The sequence below is a fragment of the Trabulsiella odontotermitis genome (genome assembly GCF_001188485.1).
GTDB classification, from domain to species: Bacteria; Pseudomonadota; Gammaproteobacteria; order Enterobacterales; family Enterobacteriaceae; genus Trabulsiella; species Trabulsiella odontotermitis_A.
The window spans coordinates 104167-121523 of sequence record NZ_JNGH01000116.1 but is presented as its reverse complement, the minus strand read 5'-3'; the positions used below and the strand labels follow the sequence as shown (position 1 = coordinate 121523).

The 17357-nt window shown below is 51.7% G+C and carries 13 protein-coding genes, 2 tRNA genes, 1 other RNA gene and 1 pseudogene; 10 read left to right on the top strand and 7 right to left on the bottom strand.

Going from position 1 to position 17357, the window contains the following annotated elements; genetic code table 11:
- Positions 1-170: 170 nt before the first annotated feature.
- The 5 genes from GM30_RS20390 to GM30_RS20375 form a co-directional block, all read right to left on the bottom strand.
- Positions 171-255, bottom strand: a tRNA-Tyr gene (locus GM30_RS20390).
- Positions 256-290: 35 nt separating this feature from the next.
- Positions 291-375: transfer RNA gene (locus tag GM30_RS20385), tRNA-Tyr, on the bottom strand.
- 24 nt (positions 376-399) lie between these two features.
- Positions 400-545, bottom strand: a non-coding RNA gene (locus GM30_RS24990) — RtT sRNA.
- A gap of 165 nt (positions 546-710) precedes the next feature.
- Positions 711-1553 (bottom strand): formyltetrahydrofolate deformylase, encoded by an 843-nt coding sequence (purU, locus tag GM30_RS20380; protein WP_049850087.1) that lies wholly within the window; start codon positions 1551-1553, stop codon positions 711-713.
- Between the two features lie 48 nt (positions 1554-1601).
- The gene (locus tag GM30_RS20375) at positions 1602-2060 is read right to left on the bottom strand and encodes a YchJ family protein (protein WP_049850086.1); all 459 of its coding nucleotides are present in this window, start codon (positions 2058-2060) and stop codon (positions 1602-1604) included.
- A 115-nt stretch (positions 2061-2175) separates the two neighbouring features.
- Here GM30_RS20375 and rssA point away from each other — a divergent pair, with 115 nt between their 5' ends.
- The 3 genes from rssA to galU all read left to right on the top strand — a co-directional run bounded on the left by rssA (position 2176) and on the right by galU (position 5279).
- Positions 2176-3078: a patatin-like phospholipase RssA gene (rssA, locus tag GM30_RS20370; protein WP_049850085.1), complete on the top strand. Its 903-nt coding sequence runs from the start codon at positions 2176-2178 to the stop codon at positions 3076-3078.
- Positions 3079-3170: 92 nt separating this feature from the next.
- On the top strand, positions 3171-4184 hold the full coding sequence (gene rssB / locus GM30_RS20365) for a two-component system response regulator RssB (RefSeq protein WP_049850084.1): 1014 nt from the start codon (positions 3171-3173) through the stop codon (positions 4182-4184).
- A 195-nt stretch (positions 4185-4379) separates the two neighbouring features.
- Entirely contained in the window at positions 4380-5279 is a 900-nt protein-coding gene (gene galU, locus GM30_RS20360; RefSeq protein ID WP_049850083.1) for a UTP--glucose-1-phosphate uridylyltransferase GalU, read from the top strand.
- Positions 5280-5449: 170 nt separating this feature from the next.
- Here the strand turns inward: galU and hns are convergent, their stop codons facing one another.
- Positions 5450-5863 (bottom strand): histone-like nucleoid-structuring protein H-NS, encoded by a 414-nt coding sequence (gene hns / locus GM30_RS20355; protein ID WP_038153833.1) that lies wholly within the window; start codon positions 5861-5863, stop codon positions 5450-5452.
- Positions 5864-6431: 568 nt separating this feature from the next.
- Between hns and tdk the strand changes: the two genes are divergently transcribed.
- Positions 6432-7073 (top strand): thymidine kinase, encoded by a 642-nt coding sequence (gene tdk, locus GM30_RS20350; protein ID WP_049850131.1) that lies wholly within the window; start codon positions 6432-6434, stop codon positions 7071-7073.
- Positions 7074-7167: 94 nt separating this feature from the next.
- On the opposite strand, the gene adhE is transcribed toward tdk, so the two are convergent.
- Complete coding sequence (gene adhE, locus GM30_RS20345; RefSeq protein ID WP_049850082.1) at positions 7168-9846, bottom strand: bifunctional acetaldehyde-CoA/alcohol dehydrogenase; 2679 nt, start codon at positions 9844-9846, stop codon at positions 7168-7170.
- A gap of 543 nt (positions 9847-10389) precedes the next feature.
- Between adhE and GM30_RS20340 the strand changes: the two genes are divergently transcribed.
- The 6 genes and pseudogenes from GM30_RS20340 (at position 10390) to oppF (ending at position 17351) form a co-directional block, all read left to right on the top strand.
- Entirely contained in the window at positions 10390-11037 is a 648-nt protein-coding gene (locus GM30_RS20340) for a YchE family NAAT transporter (RefSeq protein WP_049850081.1), read from the top strand.
- Between the two features lie 794 nt (positions 11038-11831).
- Positions 11832-13406, top strand: a complete 1575-nt coding sequence (gene oppA, locus GM30_RS20335; protein WP_338011802.1) for an oligopeptide ABC transporter substrate-binding protein OppA — start codon at positions 11832-11834, stop codon at positions 13404-13406.
- Between the two features lie 88 nt (positions 13407-13494).
- Positions 13495-14405: pseudogene (oppB, locus tag GM30_RS20330) on the top strand (oligopeptide ABC transporter permease OppB).
- Between the two features lie 14 nt (positions 14406-14419).
- A complete protein-coding gene (gene oppC, locus GM30_RS20325; protein ID WP_049850080.1) occupies positions 14420-15328 on the top strand; it encodes an oligopeptide ABC transporter permease OppC in 909 nt (302 codons plus the stop codon).
- 11 nt (positions 15329-15339) lie between these two features.
- Positions 15340-16350 (top strand): ABC transporter ATP-binding protein, encoded by a 1011-nt coding sequence (gene oppD, locus GM30_RS20320; RefSeq protein ID WP_049850079.1) that lies wholly within the window; start codon positions 15340-15342, stop codon positions 16348-16350.
- A complete protein-coding gene (oppF, locus tag GM30_RS20315; RefSeq protein ID WP_049850078.1) occupies positions 16347-17351 on the top strand; it encodes a murein tripeptide/oligopeptide ABC transporter ATP-binding protein OppF in 1005 nt (334 codons plus the stop codon). Before oppD ends, oppF begins: the two co-directional genes overlap by 4 nt.
- Positions 17352-17357 lie beyond the last annotated feature (6 nt).

The following is a 17357-nucleotide window of genomic DNA, read 5'->3' as shown; positions in this document are numbered from 1 at the left end:
GCGGCTACGCCTTACCCGGCCTACGGTATGATCGCTTGTAGGCCCGGTAAGTGAAACGCCACCGGGCAACGCTGCTCGAATCGAACCTTAGTCGAAGCTTCTCATCCTTCCCGCATGGGCAGAATATAAGGCAAAAGTGCTTTTCGTGGAGTCAGTGCAACAGGAAGTGATGGTGGTGGGGGAAGGATTCGAACCTTCGAAGTCGATGACGGCAGATTTACAGTCTGCTCCCTTTGGCCGCTCGGGAACCCCACCAGGGGTAATTCATATTTTGAGTTAATGCAGCGAGATGGTGGTGGGGGAAGGATTCGAACCTTCGAAGTCGATGACGGCAGATTTACAGTCTGCTCCCTTTGGCCGCTCGGGAACCCCACCACGGGGTAATTCAATGCATGGTATTTCGATATCGGGAAGGATTATTCGGAGCTAAAGCTCCTCACCCTTCGGGCCGTTGCCTGCGGCAACGTTCTCTCGCTATCGCTCGAGTCGAACCTTGAAGTCGATGACGACAAATTTACCGTCAACTCCCTCTGGCTGCTCGGGAACCCCACCACGGGGTATTGCTTAATACTGGCCTGCTCCCGTTTCGGGAAGCGGGGCGCATCATATCAAATGATGCGCCGCTGTAAAGCATTCCTTCGACAAAAACGAACTGTTTGCCTGCTTTTTATGCGTAACGATGCAAAGCTAATCAGTTCATTTCGAAGGGATTACAGAATGATCGTCCGATTTCCGTAAACAAACACGCGTTGTGCCAGCACCTGATACAGCGCGCGGCTGAGAACATTCTTCTCAACGTCGCGCCCGGCGCGCATCATATCGTCGCCGGTGTAGGTGTGATCCACATGGATCACGTCCTGCATGATGATCGGGCCTTCATCAAGATTGTCATTAACGTAATGGGCCGTCGCGCCGATAATCTTTACACCACGTTCGTAGGCCTGGTGGTACGGGCGCGCGCCAATAAAGGCGGGCAGGAACGAGTGGTGAATGTTAATGATCTTATTCGGGAAGCGCGCTACGAAAGCAGGCGTCAGCACACGCATATATTTCGCCAGCACGACGTAGTCAGGCTGGTGTGCGTCGATGGCATTGGCCATCAGGTTGTCGTGCTCTTCACGCGACAGCCCTTCATGGCTGACCAGTTCGAACGGCACATCAAAACGTTCCACCAGCGGGCGCAGCGTGTCATGGTTACCGATGACGGCAGCGATTTCCACATCCAGACCGCCATAGTTGGCTTTCATTAACAGATCGCCGAGGCAGTGCGCCTCTTTGGTCACCAGAATTACAATACGGCGGCGGCCAGCCGGGTTGAGCTCGCGCACGGAGCCTTCCGGTAAAGCGCTGTCGAGATCGGCGAGCAGCGTGACATCGTTAAAAATGCCTTCCAGCTCGGTACGCATAAAAAAGCGCCCCGTACGGTGATCAACAAACTCATTGTTCTGCACGATGTTCAGTTCGTGCTTGTAGCAAATGTTGGTGATACGAGCGATAAGCCCTTTCTGATCGGGGCAAATAGTACGGAGAACTTTACGTTGTAATGAATGCATTGCCGGGGAAATCCTGTTGACGGTGTTTGCTGTATGTTGACCGCGGCGTTACTGACCGCAGCACTTTTTAAATTTTTTACCTGAACCGCAAGGGCAGGGGTCGTTACGGCCAATCAATGGACGCGTACCATCAATATAATACCATTGCCCGGTTTCTTTTAAGAATCTTGAACGTTCGATAATCGCCCCCGTCTTATTGTGTTCACGAAAGCGAGCGACGAAACTAACAAAGCCTTCATTTTCATGGCTTCCCGGTTCTGTCGCGAAGACGGTAAGGCCCAGCCATTGCGTATCGGCAAAGCCGCGCTCAATGTCGCTGCGAAACTGGGGGGCCTGACAGGATGAATGCCAGGTTTTTAGCAAATAATCGGCATCTTTCATCACAAAAGCGGTGTAGCGGGATCGCATAAGTTGTGACGGATCCGGCGCTAGCTGAGCGCCAGACAGATAACGCTGGCAACATAGGCTATACTCGAGAGCGCTGCCGCAGGGGCATAATGGTGACAAAGTTGCCTCCCTGGAACACAAAAAAATAACGGCGCAGTTGCGCCAGGTAGCACTATGTTAACTGAGCAGTAGCAATGTGGCTACGCCTGAGACGGGAGGATGTCCACCGGTAACAATGAGAAAGGTGAAAATTGGTCTGGCGCTGGGATCGGGCGCTGCACGAGGTTGGTCGCATATCGGTGTGATTAAAGCCCTGCAAAAAATGGGCATTGAAATAGACATTGTTGCAGGCTGCTCTATTGGTTCTTTGGTGGGAGCGGCCTTTGCCTGTAACCGCCTGGACTCGCTGGAAAAGTGGGTCTGTTCATTCAGCTACTGGGATGTGCTGCGTCTGATGGATCTTTCCTGGCGACGCGGCGGCCTGCTCCGTGGTGAGCGCGTGTTTTCCCGGTACCGTCAAGTGATGCCCTGTGAGCAAATTGACGACTGCGAGCGTCGTTTTGCGGCTGTGGCAACCAATCTCAGCACCGGGCGTGAGCTCTGGTTCACCGAAGGTGATCTTCACCTTGCCGTTCGCGCGTCCTGTAGCATTCCGGGGCTGATGTCACCGGTGATGCATAACGGCTACTGGCTGGTGGACGGCGGCGTAGTAAATCCGGTTCCGGTGTCGCTGACCCGTGCGCTGGGGGCGGATATCGTGATTGCTGTCGATCTTCAGCATGATGCGCACCTGATGCAGCAGGATTTACTGTCGGTCAGCGCGCCGGACGAGGTCAACGAAGACGACGACCTTACCTGGCACGGACGACTACGGACACGCATGGGACGCATGACCGCCCGACGTATGGCCACGACGCCAACGGCGATGGAGATCATGACCACCTCGATTCAGGTACTGGAAAACCGGCTAAAACGGAATCGTATGGCGGGCGATCCGCCAGATATCCTGTTGCAACCTTATTGTCCGCAAATCTCCACACTCGATTTTCATCGGGCTGCGTCGGCTATTGCCGCCGGACAGCTCGCTGTTGAGAAAAAGATGGATGAACTGCTGCCGCTTGTGCGCACGGACATGTAACAGCAATTTTTTTGACTACTTCAGCAAAATCTGACAGGCGATACTGCGGATAGCATGCCACTATTTACGTATCGTCAGCCAGGGGAGATACCATGACGCAGCCATTGGCGGGAAAACAGATTCTGATTGTCGAAGACGAACCCGTTTTCCGGACTCTATTAAATTCATGGCTTTCGTCTCTGGGCGCATCAACCGTTCTGGCAGAGGATGGCGTGGATGCGCTGGAGAAGATGGTAAACCATAAGCCTGACCTGATGATCTGTGATATCGCCATGCCGCGTATGAATGGTCTGGCGCTGGTTGAACATCTGCGCAACGAAGGCGACCAGATGCCCATTCTGGTCATTTCCGCAACGGAAAACATGGCGGACATTGCCCGTGCCTTGCGACTGGGCGTTCAGGACGTCCTGCTCAAGCCGGTTAAAGATTTTGACCGCTTAAAGGAGACCGTTTTCGCCTGTCTTTACCCGAATATGTTCAATTCCAGGGTAGAAGAAGAGGAACGGCTTTTTGATGACTGGGACGCGTTAACCAGTAATCCACATGCAGCAGCGAAATTACTACAGGAATTGCAGCCACCGGTTCAGCAGGAAATATCCCATTGCCGTATAAATTACCGCCAGCTCGTTTCGGCGGATAAACCTGGACTGGTACTGGATATTGCACCTTTATCCGATCACGATCTCGCCTTTTATTGTCTTGACGTTACGCGAGCGGGTGATAATGGCGTTCTTGCCGCTTTATTATTACGCGCGCTTTTTAATGGATTGTTGCAGGAGCAACTGTCACATCAACGACAGCGGTTACCAGAAATGGGCAGTTTACTAAAACAGGTCAACCAGTTGCTCCGTCAGGCCAATTTACCCGGCCAGTTTCCCTTGCTGGTAGGCTATTATCATAGTGGACTAAAAAATTTGATCCTCGTGTCAGCCGGACTGAATGGAACATTGAATACCGGCGAGCATCAAATACAGATCAGCAATGGTGTTCCGCTTGGCACATTAGGTAATGCTTACCTTAACCAAATTAGTCAGCGCTGTGTTTCGTGGCAATGTCAAATTTGGGGTGCCGGTGGTCGATTACGCTTAATGTTGTCTGCGGAATGAGCAATCAGCGCGCAAACGACAGATAGCTTTACCCGGTTATCTGGCGTGGTGATACTATCCGCACAGTTATGCGTATAAATCCTAATTCAAGGTTAGCGCGTCCTTTTCAGACCCGGCTTGCATGACGGTACTGATATACTCAACGCGTTATTAATAACGAGCACGTTCAAAGTTTGAACAGTTCAGGAGATTTCAATGGCTGCCGTAAATTCAAAAGTCAGAAAAGCCGTCATCCCGGTTGCGGGGTTAGGTACCAGGATGCTACCAGCGACCAAGGCTATTCCGAAGGAAATGCTGCCACTGGTGGATAAACCATTAATTCAGTACGTTGTGAATGAATGCATTGCAGCTGGTATTACTGAAATTGTACTGGTTACGCACTCGTCCAAAAACTCTATCGAAAACCATTTTGATACCAGTTTTGAACTTGAAGCGATGCTGGAAAAACGTGTTAAACGCCAGCTGCTTGAAGAGGTTCAGTCTATTTGCCCGCCACACGTCACTATTATGCAGGTTCGCCAGGGCCTGGCGAAAGGCCTCGGTCACGCCGTGCTGTGTGCGCATCCGGTTGTTGGTGATGAGCCAGTTGCCGTTATTCTGCCGGACGTGATCCTTGACGAATACGAATCCGATCTCTCCCGCGACAACCTCGCCGAGATGATTGCCCGTTTTAACGAAACGGGCGCCAGCCAGATCATGGTTGAGCCGGTGGATGACGTGACTGCATACGGCGTGGTGGACTGCAAAGGTCAGCCTCTGGCGCCGGGTGAGAGCGTGCCGATGGTGGGCGTGGTTGAGAAGCCGAAAGCCGATGTTGCGCCGTCTAACCTTGCTGTCGTGGGCCGTTACGTGCTGAGCGCAGAGATTTGGCCGCTGCTGGCAAAAACCCCTCCGGGAGCAGGCGACGAAATTCAGCTGACCGACGCCATTGATATGCTTATCGAGAAAGAAACCGTTGAAGCCTATCATATGAAAGGTAAAAGCCATGACTGCGGTAATAAACTCGGATATATGCAGGCTTTCGTGGAATATGGCATTCGCCACCACGACCTTGGCGACGAGTTTAAACAATGGCTGGGCAAGGCTATTAGCTAACTAAGCGATAGCTTCACCCGCTAAAACCGGGGATAAACGGCATAGACTGCGCGGTTATCTCCGGTTTTTTTATTGCCTGTCCGTCACCCAGACGATGATTTTTTACAAGCCGGTAAAACGTTCACACAAAAAAAATCCCGCCGTAGCGGGATTTATTAAGAATGAGAAAATCAGTCTTTGATCAGGAAATCGTCCAGAGATTTACCCTGCTCATCCATTGCTTTTTTGATAACCGCCGGGGTACGACCCTGGCCAGTCCATGTTTTGGTTTCGCCGTTTTCGTCAACGTAGCTATATTTAGCCGGACGAGCTGCGCGTTTTGCTTTAGTTCCAGATTTAGCTGCTGCCATGCTGTTCAGCAGTTCGTTTGGATCAATACCGTCAGCAATCAGCATTTCACGATATTGTTGCAACTTACGAGTGCGCTCTTCGATTTCTGCCGCAGCAGCGCTTTCTTCTTCACGGCGCTCATTAACGACAACTTCTAATTTTTCCAGCATCTCTTCCAGCGTTTCAAGGGTGCATTCTCTTGCTTGCGCACGAAGAGTACGGATGTTGTTCAGAATTTTAAGTGCTTCGCTCATTGTAGTAATCTCAAACTTATATTGTGGGGTGGTTTGTTGAGCTAATAATAGAGCGATAAATTCAGATGTGCAATAGGGGGCAATGTAAGGAATTCAAAATTACCTGATATTTGTCGCCATTATTAATTAACGGAAGTTAAATTTTCGTGCTGGCTCACATCATTCACCGTTATTGCTAACAGAGGAAGGAGAGGGGGAACTCAGACAAAGTCTGATGTTTCCGCACAGAAACCATGCGGAATTAGCCGGGCTGTGGATAAATATCAGCCTTAAGTATTAGGGAAATGACTTATCGATAACCCGCTTCTGCTTATTAGAATCCGAATCATCACAACCCGAAACCAGCGTTAAATGCTTTTCTGCATTGTAATGGAAACGGAAGCACTATAAGGACGGGTTAAATCCCTTGTCCGCAGAGTGTTATTAGGGATTACTGTTACTGAATGTTTGTTAAAACCAGTGACTTACCCTGGTAAAGAAACCGTTTGAAGCATTAGCGCTGTGACCTGAGTGGAATATGATACAATTCGCACCGTGATATAACACTTTGATCGGGGTTACCGCGCCAATGGCACAACTTTATTTTTACTATTCGGCAATGAATGCCGGTAAATCGACAGCTTTGCTACAGTCTTCCTACAATTACCAGGAGCGCGGGATGCGAACGCTGGTATATACCGCGGAAATTGACGATCGCTTTGGCGCGGGCAAAGTCAGTTCGAGAATAGGGCTGTCGTCTCCGGCCAGGCTCTTTAATCAGCAATCCGTGCTGTTTGCGGAGATTAGCGAAGAGCATGCGCGTGAGCCGATCAACTGCGTATTAGTTGATGAAAGCCAGTTTCTGACGCGTCAGCAGGTCTATGAGCTCTCTGAGGTAGTCGATACCCTGGATATCCCCGTATTGTGTTACGGCCTGCGTACGGACTTTCGTGGCGAGCTGTTCACCGGCAGCCAGTATCTGCTTTCCTGGTCAGATAAGCTGGTTGAACTGAAAACTATCTGTTTTTGCGGCCGCAAGGCGAGCATGGTATTACGCCTCGATCAGGCCGGGCGTCCTTTTAATGAAGGCGAGCAGGTGGTGATTGGCGGAAACGAGCGTTATGTCTCTGTCTGCCGTAAACATTATAAAGAAGCGCTGGCGGAAGGCTCGCTGACCCGAATTCAGGAACAGCACCGGTTATCCCGTTCGGGCATCAAAGAGTGTGACTGAGACGCTCAGCGGTTATTACCGTTTATCAGTTTGACGTATAAAAAAGGCCCCGTCGTGTGACAGGGCCTTTTTATTACTCAACGATGGCGTTTAATTAAGCGGTTTTTTTCGCTTTCTTATCCGCTTTAACCGGAGCGACTTCTTTCTTCTCAGCTGCCGCTTCACTTTCAGTGAAAGCGCGTCCGTAGTAGGTATCCAGCAGGATCTGTTTCAGCTCGGAGATCAGCGGGTAGCGCGGGTTAGCGCCAGTACACTGGTCATCGAATGCATCTTCAGACAGCTTGTCAACGTGTGCCAGGAAGTCAGCTTCCTGAACGCCCGCTTCACGGATGGACTTCGGAATACCCAGTTCAGCTTTCAGGCTTTCCAGCCATGCCAGCAGTTTCTCGATTTTCGCAGCAGTGCGGTCGCCTGGTGCGCTCAGACCCAGATGGTCAGCGATTTCAGCGTAACGACGGCGAGCTTGCGGGCGGTCATACTGGCTGAAGGCCGTCTGCTTGGTCGGGTTATCGTTCGCGTTGTAACGGATAACGTTGCTGATCAGCAGGGCGTTGGCCAGACCGTGCGGAATATGGAACTGCGAGCCCAGTTTGTGTGCCATGGAGTGACATACACCGAGGAAGGCGTTCGCAAACGCGATACCGGCGATAGTCGCTGCACTGTGAACACGTTCACGGGCAACCGGGTTTTTAGAACCTTCGTTATAAGACGCTGGCAGGTTTTCTTTCAGCAGTTTCAGAGCCTGCAGAGCCTGACCATCGGAGAACTCAGACGCCAGTACGGAAACGTAAGCTTCCAGCGCGTGAGTTACCGCATCCAGACCACCGAACGCACACAGTGATTTCGGCATGTCCATCACGAGGTTGGCGTCAACGATCGCCATATCCGGCGTCAGCGCATAGTCAGCCAGCGGATATTTCTGACCGGTGGAGTCGTCGGTAACGACTGCAAACGGCGTCACTTCAGAACCAGTACCGGAGGTGGTGGTGACAGCGATCATTTTCGCTTTCACGCCCATTTTCGGGAACTTGTAGATACGTTTACGGATATCCATAAAGCGCAGCGCCAGTTCTTCGAAGTGAGTTTCCGGATGTTCATACATCACCCACATGATTTTCGCGGCGTCCATCGGGGAACCACCACCCAGCGCGATGATCACGTCTGGTTTGAAGGAGTTCGCCAGTTCGGCACCTTTACGAACGATAGTCAGCGTCGGGTCCGCTTCAACTTCGAAGAACACTTCCGTTTCAACGCCAGCGGCTTTCAGAACAGACGTGATCTGGTCTGCGTAACCGTTGTTGAACAGGAAGCGGTCAGTCACGATCAGCGCGCGTTTGTGACCATCAGTAATCACTTCATCCAGTGCGATTGGCAGTGAGCCACGACGGAAGTAGATAGATTTCGGAAGTTTGTGCCACAACATGTTTTCAGCTCGCTTAGCAACGGTTTTCTTGTTGATCAGGTGCTTCGGACCAACGTTTTCAGAGATGGAGTTACCACCCCAGGAACCACAACCCAGAGTCAGGGAAGGTGCGAGTTTGAAGTTGTACAGGTCGCCGATACCACCCTGAGACGCCGGGGTGTTGATCAGGATACGCGCGGTTTTCATCATCTGACCGAAGTAGTTCACGCGTTCTGGCTGGTTGTCCTGGTCGGTGTACAGGCAGGAGGTATGACCGATACCGCCCATCGCAACCAGTTTCTCCGCTTTATCAACCGCGTCTTCGAAGTCTTTCGCACGATACATCGCCAGCGTCGGAGACAGTTTTTCGTGGGCGAACGGTTCGCTTTCGTCGACAACTTTCACTTCACCAATCAGGATCTTGGTGGTAGCCGGTACGGTGAAGCCTGCCAGTTCAGCGATTTTATACGCTGGCTGACCAACGATAGCCGCGTTCAGCGCGCCATTTTTCAGGATGATGTCCTGAACGGCTTTCAGCTCTTTGCCCTGCAGCAGATAGCCGCCGTGGCTGGCGAAACGTTCGCGAACAGCATCATAAACAGAGTCAACTACCACAACGGATTGCTCGGACGCACAGATAACGCCGTTGTCAAAGGTTTTAGACATCAGTACGGACGCCACAGCACGTTTGATATCGGCGGTTTCGTCGATAACCACAGGCGTGTTACCCGCGCCGACACCGATAGCCGGCTTACCGGAGCTGTAGGCGGCCTTCACCATGCCCGGACCACCGGTTGCGAGGATCAGGTTGATATCCGGGTGATGCATCAGCGCGTTAGAGAGCTCAACAGACGGTTGGTCGATCCAGCCAATCAGGTCTTTCGGCGCACCTGCAGCAATAGCTGCCTGCAGAACGATGTCAGCCGCTTTGTTAGTGGCATCTTTCGCACGTGGGTGTGGAGAGAAGATGATGGCGTTACGGGTCTTCAGGCTGATCAGCGATTTGAAGATAGCCGTAGACGTTGGGTTAGTGGTCGGAACGATACCGCAGATGATGCCGATAGGCTCAGCAATGGTGATAGTCCCGAAGGTGTCGTCTTCAGACAGCACGCCGCAGGTCTTTTCATCTTTATATGCGTTGTAGATATATTCAGAAGCGAAGTGGTTTTTAATCACTTTATCTTCGATGATACCCATGCCGGATTCGGCAACGGCCATCTTGGCGAGTGGGATTCGAGCATCTGCAGCGGCCAGAGCGGCAGCGCGGAAGATTTTGTCTACTTGTTCTTGAGTGAAACTGGCATATTCACGCTGGGCTTTTTTGACACGCTCAACGAGCGCGTTAAGTTCAGCGACATTAGTAACAGCCATAATGCTCTCCTGATAATGTTAAACTTTTTTAGTAAATCAGCTGCACGCTAAATCAGTATAGACAGCGGGTTTGCTGCTTGCGTAAGGACTAACTGAACTACTGATAACTTACGATCCCGATTCACAGATTTACTAAAAGAGCCTCACCTCAGGCACCACTGACGAATGACGCTGTACTCCCTGGTGGCGTAAGCAAGATTACTCACTTCTGAGTACAAATTGCGTGATCTGGATCAAGTTTACGCCAAGCTGACACCTTTCAGCACGCCATTTCACGGCGTTTGTAACAATTGTGACGGAATCGTTTTTAAAGGCTTGAGGACATTAACATAATCCATATGAATATATAACACCCTGTAATGATGATGTTTTTAAGAAGAATTGAGGTGAACTATACTCATAAAAAGCGTATCTTCAGCGCGGATATCAGGCTGTGTCCCGCTTTAGCGCGAGAGGCTCAGCATCGCGATTGTGATCGCTAACCGGTCACAGCCTTGCTTTATATTACGTCAACGATTTTTTGATGAGCCTGCGGAGCTTAGCGTGATTCAAACCTTGTTTGATTTTCCCACGTACACCAAATTTTTTATTGGGTTATTTGCGCTGGTTAACCCGGTCGGGATTATTCCCGTCTTTATCAGCATGACCAGCTACCAGACAGCGCCTGCCAGAAACAAAACCAATCTTACTGCCACGCTGTCGGTCGCCATTATTCTCTGGACGTCACTTTTTTTAGGGGATGGCATCCTTCAGCTATTCGGCATTTCTATTGATTCTTTCCGCATCGCGGGCGGCATTCTGGTTGTCACCATTGCGATGTCGATGATTAGCGGCAAACTGGGTGAAGATAAACAGAATAAACAGGAAAAATCAGAAACGGCGATCCGCGAGAATGTCGGCGTTGTGCCGCTGGCGTTGCCGCTCATGGCAGGGCCGGGCGCTATCAGTTCCACCATCGTCTGGGGAACCCGTTACCATAGCCTGGCGCACCTGATCGGCTTTTCGATTGCCATCGCGCTTTTTGCCTTCTGTTGTTGGGGGGTGTTTCGCATCGCGCCCTGGCTGGTGCGTCTGCTGGGGCAAACCGGTATTAACGTCGTCACCCGTATCATGGGTCTGCTGTTGATGGCGCTGGGCATTGAATTTATCGTCACCGGGCTGAAAGCCATTTTCCCTGGGCTTCTGAGCTAAACCCCGCCCGCCGTGAGACGGGGCATTTCGCTCCGTTTGCGCTTCAATATTCGCAAATCATATCAATTTATTTGAAAAACGCATTTAGCATAATCTTTTCTGATTTTTATGTATGTCCTTAAATATCAGCAGGTTATCGCTGTGATTTGTGTTGAAACACTCTCAAAATCCCCCATCGCAATGTTATTTCTTTCACATGATACTCTTGGGCTTGCTGTCCGATAATTGAAATGATATTAGTAATTTCAGTTAACGGGCAGTTGAATGTGCTAAATAATAATCAACTGTTAAGTTTTTGTACAAAAAATACGCAAGCGGTGTTTCACCTGAAAGTGTTTTCACGGACAATTATCTAACGTACTGATAATAAAGATATTAGAGGGTCTTATTAAAAAGCCCCAGTGTGTTGCGACAGGGCAACTTATTCAGTAAAAGAGAATTGCTTAACAAATTTGCAAATTGTATTGGCGGCTAAGTAAGCCATTTGCTACTTTCCGGCCTGATATACGAATTAATTTGTACGTAGATGAGAACGGTTTTCATATAACCGCTCGTTACGAATAGAAAGACATGACGCGTCCCGACAGGGGGGACGGAAAACGAATCGACGTAAGGTAGCCATCCGAGCCACCGTAATGAATAAGTCGGTGATAGCAAGCAGTAGAAACGACCTGACAGTTGCTAAAGCTCCTGCGCTGTACAGGAACCCGAACGGGAACATACAAGCTGGTAAATCAGCAATTATAAAGAGAGGAGTCACAACACAATGTCCATCATTACAAAAAAAAGTCTCATTGCCGCAGGCGGCAATGGCCGCTGATGTCCCGGCGGGTGTTCAGTTGGCGGAAAAGCAAACGCTGGTGCGTAATAACGGTACAGAAGTGCAGTCGCTTGATGCGCATAAAATTGAAGGGGTACCGGAATCGAACATTAACCGCGACCTGTTCGAAGGGTTAGTTGAAACCGGCGTTGACGGCCAGCCAGTCCCTGGTGTGGCAGAATCGTGGGATAACAAAGATTTTAAAGTCTGGACATTCCATCTGCGTAAAGACGCAAAATGGTCAGATGGTTCGCCGGTCACGGCACAGGATTTTGTTTACAGCTGGCAACGCCTGGCCGATCCGAAAACCGCTTCTCCGTATGAAAGTTATTTGCAGTATGGTCATATCGCCAATATCGATGACATTATTGCCGGTAAAAAACCCGCCACCGATCTCGGCGTAAAAGCCATTGATGACCATACGCTGGAAGTGACCTTAACCGAACCCGTTCCTTATTTTTATAAACTGCTTGTTCACTCCTCTATGACGCCGGTTCCTAAAGCCGCGATTGAAAAATATGGTGAGAAATGGACTCAGCCGGCGAATATTGTTTCCAACGGCGCCTATAAACTGAAAGAGTGGGTGGTCAACGAACGTATCGTTCTTGAGCGTAACCCGAATTACTGGGATAACGCCAAAACCGTCATTAACCAGGTCACCTACCTGCCAATTTCTTCTGAAGTGACTGACGTTAATCGCTACCGCAGCGGTGAAATCGACATGACCTATAACAACATGCCGATTGAGTTATTCCAGAAACTGAAAAAAGAAATTCCGAATGAAGTGCATGTTGACCCGTATCTCTGCACTTATTATTACGAAATTAACAACCAGAAAGCCCCATTCACCGATGTGCGTGTCCGTACCGCACTGAAACTGGGCCTGGATCGCGACATCATCGTTAATAAAGTCAAAAATCAGGGCGACCTGCCAGCCTATGGCTTTACGCCGCCGTATACCGATGGTGCGAAACTGACCGAGCCGGAATGGTTCAAGTGGTCCCAGGAAAAACGCAACGCAGAAGCGAAAAAACTGCTGGCCGAAGCAGGCTACTCTGCTGACAAGCCGCTGACCTTCAAACTGCTTTACAACACCTCTGATCTGCACAAAAAACTGGCTATTGCCGTGGCGTCCATCTGGAAGAAAAACCTGGGCGTGGATGTGAAGCTGGAAAACCAGGAGTGGAAAACCTTCCTCGACACCCGTCATCAGGGCAACTTTGATGTCGCGCGTGCGGCCTGGTGTGCGGATTACAACGAACCGACATCCTTCCTCAATATCATGCTGTCGAACAGCTCCAACAACACCTCACACTATAAGAGTGCAGCCTTTGATAAGATCATGGACGACACCCTGAAAGTGACGGATGAAGCGCAGCGTGTCGATCTCTACAACAAAGCGGAAATCCAGCTGGATAAAGATTCTGCGATTGCCCCGGTCTATTACTATGTTAACGCCCGCCTCGTGAAACCGTGGGTCGGTGGTTATACCGGTAAAGATCCGATGGATAATATCCACGTTAAGAACTTGTATATTATCAAGCATTAATGGCAATGCGTGGAGCGAGGGATTTTTCCTCGCTCCACTGTGTCTTATTTGAGAGCAGTGCAAAGGCACACGCCAGAAGGTACGGGCAATGTTAAAATTTATACTTCGTCGTTGTCTGGAAGCGATTCCGACACTTTTTGTTCTTATTACGATTTCTTTCTTCATGATGCGCCTCGCGCCGGGAAGTCCTTTCACCGGTGAGCGTACGTTACCGCCAGAAGTGATGGCCAACATTGAGGCGAAATACCATCTTAACGATCCGATCTCCACGCAGTATTTCAGTTATCTGAAACAGCTGGCGCACGGTGATTTCGGACCGTCCTTTAAATACAAGGATTACTCGGTCAACGATCTGGTGGCGGCCAGTTTCCCGGTTTCCGCGAAGCTGGGGATGGCGGCTTTCTTGCTCGCCGTGATCGTGGGCGTGACCGCGGGGGTGATTGCCGCACTCAGGCAAAATACCGCGTGGGATTATACCGTCATGGGGTTTGCGATGACCGGGGTGGTTATCCCGAGCTTCGTGGTCGCGCCACTGCTGGTGATGGTTTTCGCCATCACGCTGCACTGGCTACCCGGCGGCGGCTGGCGCTGAAATTTATGACCCTGCCGATGGTGGCGCTGTCACTTGCCTATATCGCCAGTATCGCGCGTATTACCCGTGGCTCGATGATTGAAGTGCTGCACTCAAACTTTATTCGTACCGCGCGCGCCAAAGGGTTGCCGATGCGCCGTATTATCTTCCGCCATGCGCTGAAGCCGGCGCTGCTGCCGGTGCTCTCGTATATGGGGCCAGCCTTCGTCGGTATTATCACCGGTTCGATGGTTATTGAAACGATTTATGGTTTGCCGGGCATCGGCCAGCTGTTTGTTAACGGTGCGCTTAACCGTGACTACTCGCTGGTGCTGAGCCTCACGATTCTGGTCGGCGCGCTGACAATCCTGTTCAACGCGATAGTTGATGTGCTTTATGCCGTCATCGATCCGAAAATCCGTTACTGACACTGGAGTACGCCATGATGTTAAGTAAGAAAAACAGCGAGGCGCTGGAACACTTCAGTGAAAAACTGGACGTTGAAGGACGCAGCCTGTGGCAGGACGCCCGTCGACGCTTTGTGCATAACCGCGCCGCCGTCGCCAGTCTGGTGGTGCTGATCCTGATTGCCTTGTTTGTGACCCTGGCGCCAATACTGTCGCAGTTCACCTATTTCGACACTGACTGGGGGATGATGTCCAGCGCGCCGGATACTGAATCCGGGCACTATTTCGGCACCGACTCCTCGGGGCGCGATCTGCTGGTGCGCGTGGCTATCGGCGGGCGCATTTCGCTGATGGTGGGGATCGCTGCGGCGCTGGTGGCGGTAATTGTCGGCACGCTGTACGGTTCGCTGTCGGGGTATCTCGGCGGCAAAATCGACTCGGTGATGATGCGCGTGCTGGAAATCCTCAACTCGTTTCCGTTCATGTTCTTCGTTATTCTGCTGGTGACCTTTTTCGGGCAAAACATCCTGCTGATCTTCGTTGCTATCGGGATGGTGTCCTGGCTCGATATGGCGCGTATCGTTCGCGGCCAGACGCTGAGCCTCAAACGTAAAGAGTTTATCGAAGCGGCGCAGGTGGGCGGTGTCTCGACCGGCAGTATTGTCGTCCGTCATATCGTGCCAAACGTGCTGGGCGTGGTAGTGGTTTACGCGTCGCTGCTGGTGCCGAGCATGATTTTATTTGAATCGTTCCTGAGCTTCCTTGGTCTGGGCACGCAGGAGCCGCTCAGCAGTTGGGGGGCGTTACTGAGTGACGGCGCCAACTCCATGGAAGTTTCTCCATGGCTGCTGCTGTTCCCGGCAGGTTTCCTGGTGGTTACCCTGTTCTGTTTTAACTTTATCGGCGATGGCCTGCGTGATGCCCTCGATCCGAAAGACCGCTAAGGAGCCCCGCCATGAGTACGATTGACATGGTAAACACCCCGCAGCAGCAACAGGCATCGCTGCTGCTGGATGTGAAAGATTTACGCGTGACGTTTAAAACGCCGGACGGCGACGTCACCGCGGTCAACGATCTTAACTTCAGCCTGAAAGCGGGCGAGACGCTGGGCATCGTTGGCGAGTCCGGTTCCGGCAAATCGCAAACGGCGTTTGCGCTGATGGGGCTGCTGGCGCAGAACGGCGTCATCGGCGGTTCGGCAACGTTTAACGGACGGCAAATTCTGAACCTGCCGGAACGCGAACTGAACAAACTGCGCGCCGAACAGATCTCAATGATTTTCCAGGATCCGATGACCTCGCTGAACCCTTACATGCGCGTCGGCGAACAGCTGATGGAAGTGCTGATGCTGCACAAAAGCATGGGCAAAGCGGAAGCGTTTGAAGAATCGGTGAAAATGCTCGATGCGGTAAAAATGCCGGAAGCGCGCAAGCGCATGCGTATGTTCCCGCACGAGTTCTCCGGCGGGATGCGCCAGCGCGTGATGATTGCGATGGCGCTGATGTGTCGGCCGAAACTGCTGATCGCCGATGAACCGACAACCGCGCTCGACGTGACCGTGCAGGCGCAAATCATGACCCTGCTGAATGAGCTCAAGCGCGAGTTCAATACTGCCATCATTATGATTACCCACGATCTCGGCGTTGTTGCCGGTATCTGCGATAAAGTGCTGGTGATGTATGCCGGGCGAACCATGGAATATGGCCAGGCGCGCGACGTGTTTTATCATCCGGCGCATCCGTATTCTATTGGCCTGCTGAATGCGGTCCCGCGTCTGGATGCGGAAGGCGAGGCGCTGCTGACGATCCCGGGCAACCCGCCAAACCTGCTGCGCCTGCCGAAAGGCTGCCCGTTCCAGCCGCGCTGCCCGCACGCGATGGATATCTGCCACAGTGCTCCGCCGCTGGAGGAGTTCGCGCCAGGGCGTTTACGCGCCTGCTATAAACCGGTGGGGGATTTGCTATGAACGCCGTAACTGAAAACCGTAAAGTGCTGCTCGAAATCGCCGATCTGAAAGTGCATTTCGATATCAAAGATGGCAAGCAGTGGTTCTGGCAACCGTCAAAAACCCTGAAAGCCGTGGATGGCGTGACCCTGCGTCTGTACGAAGGGGAAACGCTGGGCGTGGTGGGTGAGTCGGGCTGCGGTAAATCCACTTTCGCACGCGCGATTATCGGGCTGGTGCAGGCGACGGATGGTAAGGTAGCGTGGCTCGGAAAAGATCTACTGGGCATGAAGCCGGACGAATGGCGTGCCGTTCGCAGCGACATCCAGATGATTTTCCAGGATCCGCTGGCCTCGCTGAACCCGCGCATGACCATCGGTGAAATTATCGCCGAGCCGCTGCGCACCTATCATCCGAAAATGCCGCGTCAGGAAGTGCGTGACCGCGTCAAAGCGATGATGATGAAAGTGGGTCTGCTGCCCAACCTGATTAACCGCTATCCGCATGAATTCTCCGGCGGACAGTGTCAGCGTATCGGTATTGCCCGGGCGCTGATTCTGGAGCCGAAACTGATTATTTGTGATGAGCCGGTTTCGGCACTGGATGTGTCCATTCAGGCGCAGGTGGTTAACCTGCTGCAACAGTTGCAGCGTGAAATGGGGCTGTCACTGATTTTCATCGCGCACGATCTGGCGGTGGTAAAACATATCTCCGATCGCGTGCTGGTGATGTATCTGGGTCATGCCGTAGAGCTTGGTACTTACGACGAGGTGTATCACAATCCGCTGCATCCCTACACCCGTGCGCTGATGTCGGCGGTGCCGATCCCCGATCCCGATCTGGAAAAAGCCAAAGAGATCCAGTTGCTGGAGGGGGAGTTACCGTCGCCGATTAATCCGCCTTCCGGATGCGTGTTCCGCACGCGCTGCCCTATTGCCGGACCGGAGTGCGCCAAAACGCGACCGGTGCTGGAAGGGAGTTTCCGCCACGCGGTCTCCTGTCTGAAGGTCGATCCGTTGTAATAAAAA

What these genes read in the sequence shown, in the direction of transcription:
- purU (WP_049850087.1), bottom strand. Translation starts at nt 1,553, where the DNA reads ATGCATTCATTACAACGTAAAGTTCTCCGTACTATTTGCCCCGATCAG.
- rssA (WP_049850085.1), top strand. Translation starts at nt 2,176, where the DNA reads ATGAGAAAGGTGAAAATTGGTCTGGCGCTGGGATCGGGCGCTGCACGA.
- rssB (WP_049850084.1), top strand. Translation starts at nt 3,171, where the DNA reads ATGACGCAGCCATTGGCGGGAAAACAGATTCTGATTGTCGAAGACGAA.
- galU (WP_049850083.1), top strand. Translation starts at nt 4,380, where the DNA reads ATGGCTGCCGTAAATTCAAAAGTCAGAAAAGCCGTCATCCCGGTTGCG.
- hns (WP_038153833.1), bottom strand. Translation starts at nt 5,863, where the DNA reads ATGAGCGAAGCACTTAAAATTCTGAACAACATCCGTACTCTTCGTGCG.
- tdk (WP_049850131.1), top strand. Translation starts at nt 6,432, where the DNA reads ATGGCACAACTTTATTTTTACTATTCGGCAATGAATGCCGGTAAATCG.
- adhE (WP_049850082.1), bottom strand. Translation starts at nt 9,846, where the DNA reads ATGGCTGTTACTAATGTCGCTGAACTTAACGCGCTCGTTGAGCGTGTC.
- oppC (WP_049850080.1), top strand. Translation starts at nt 14,420, where the DNA reads ATGATGTTAAGTAAGAAAAACAGCGAGGCGCTGGAACACTTCAGTGAA.
- oppD (WP_049850079.1), top strand. Translation starts at nt 15,340, where the DNA reads ATGAGTACGATTGACATGGTAAACACCCCGCAGCAGCAACAGGCATCG.
- oppF (WP_049850078.1), top strand. Translation starts at nt 16,347, where the DNA reads ATGAACGCCGTAACTGAAAACCGTAAAGTGCTGCTCGAAATCGCCGAT.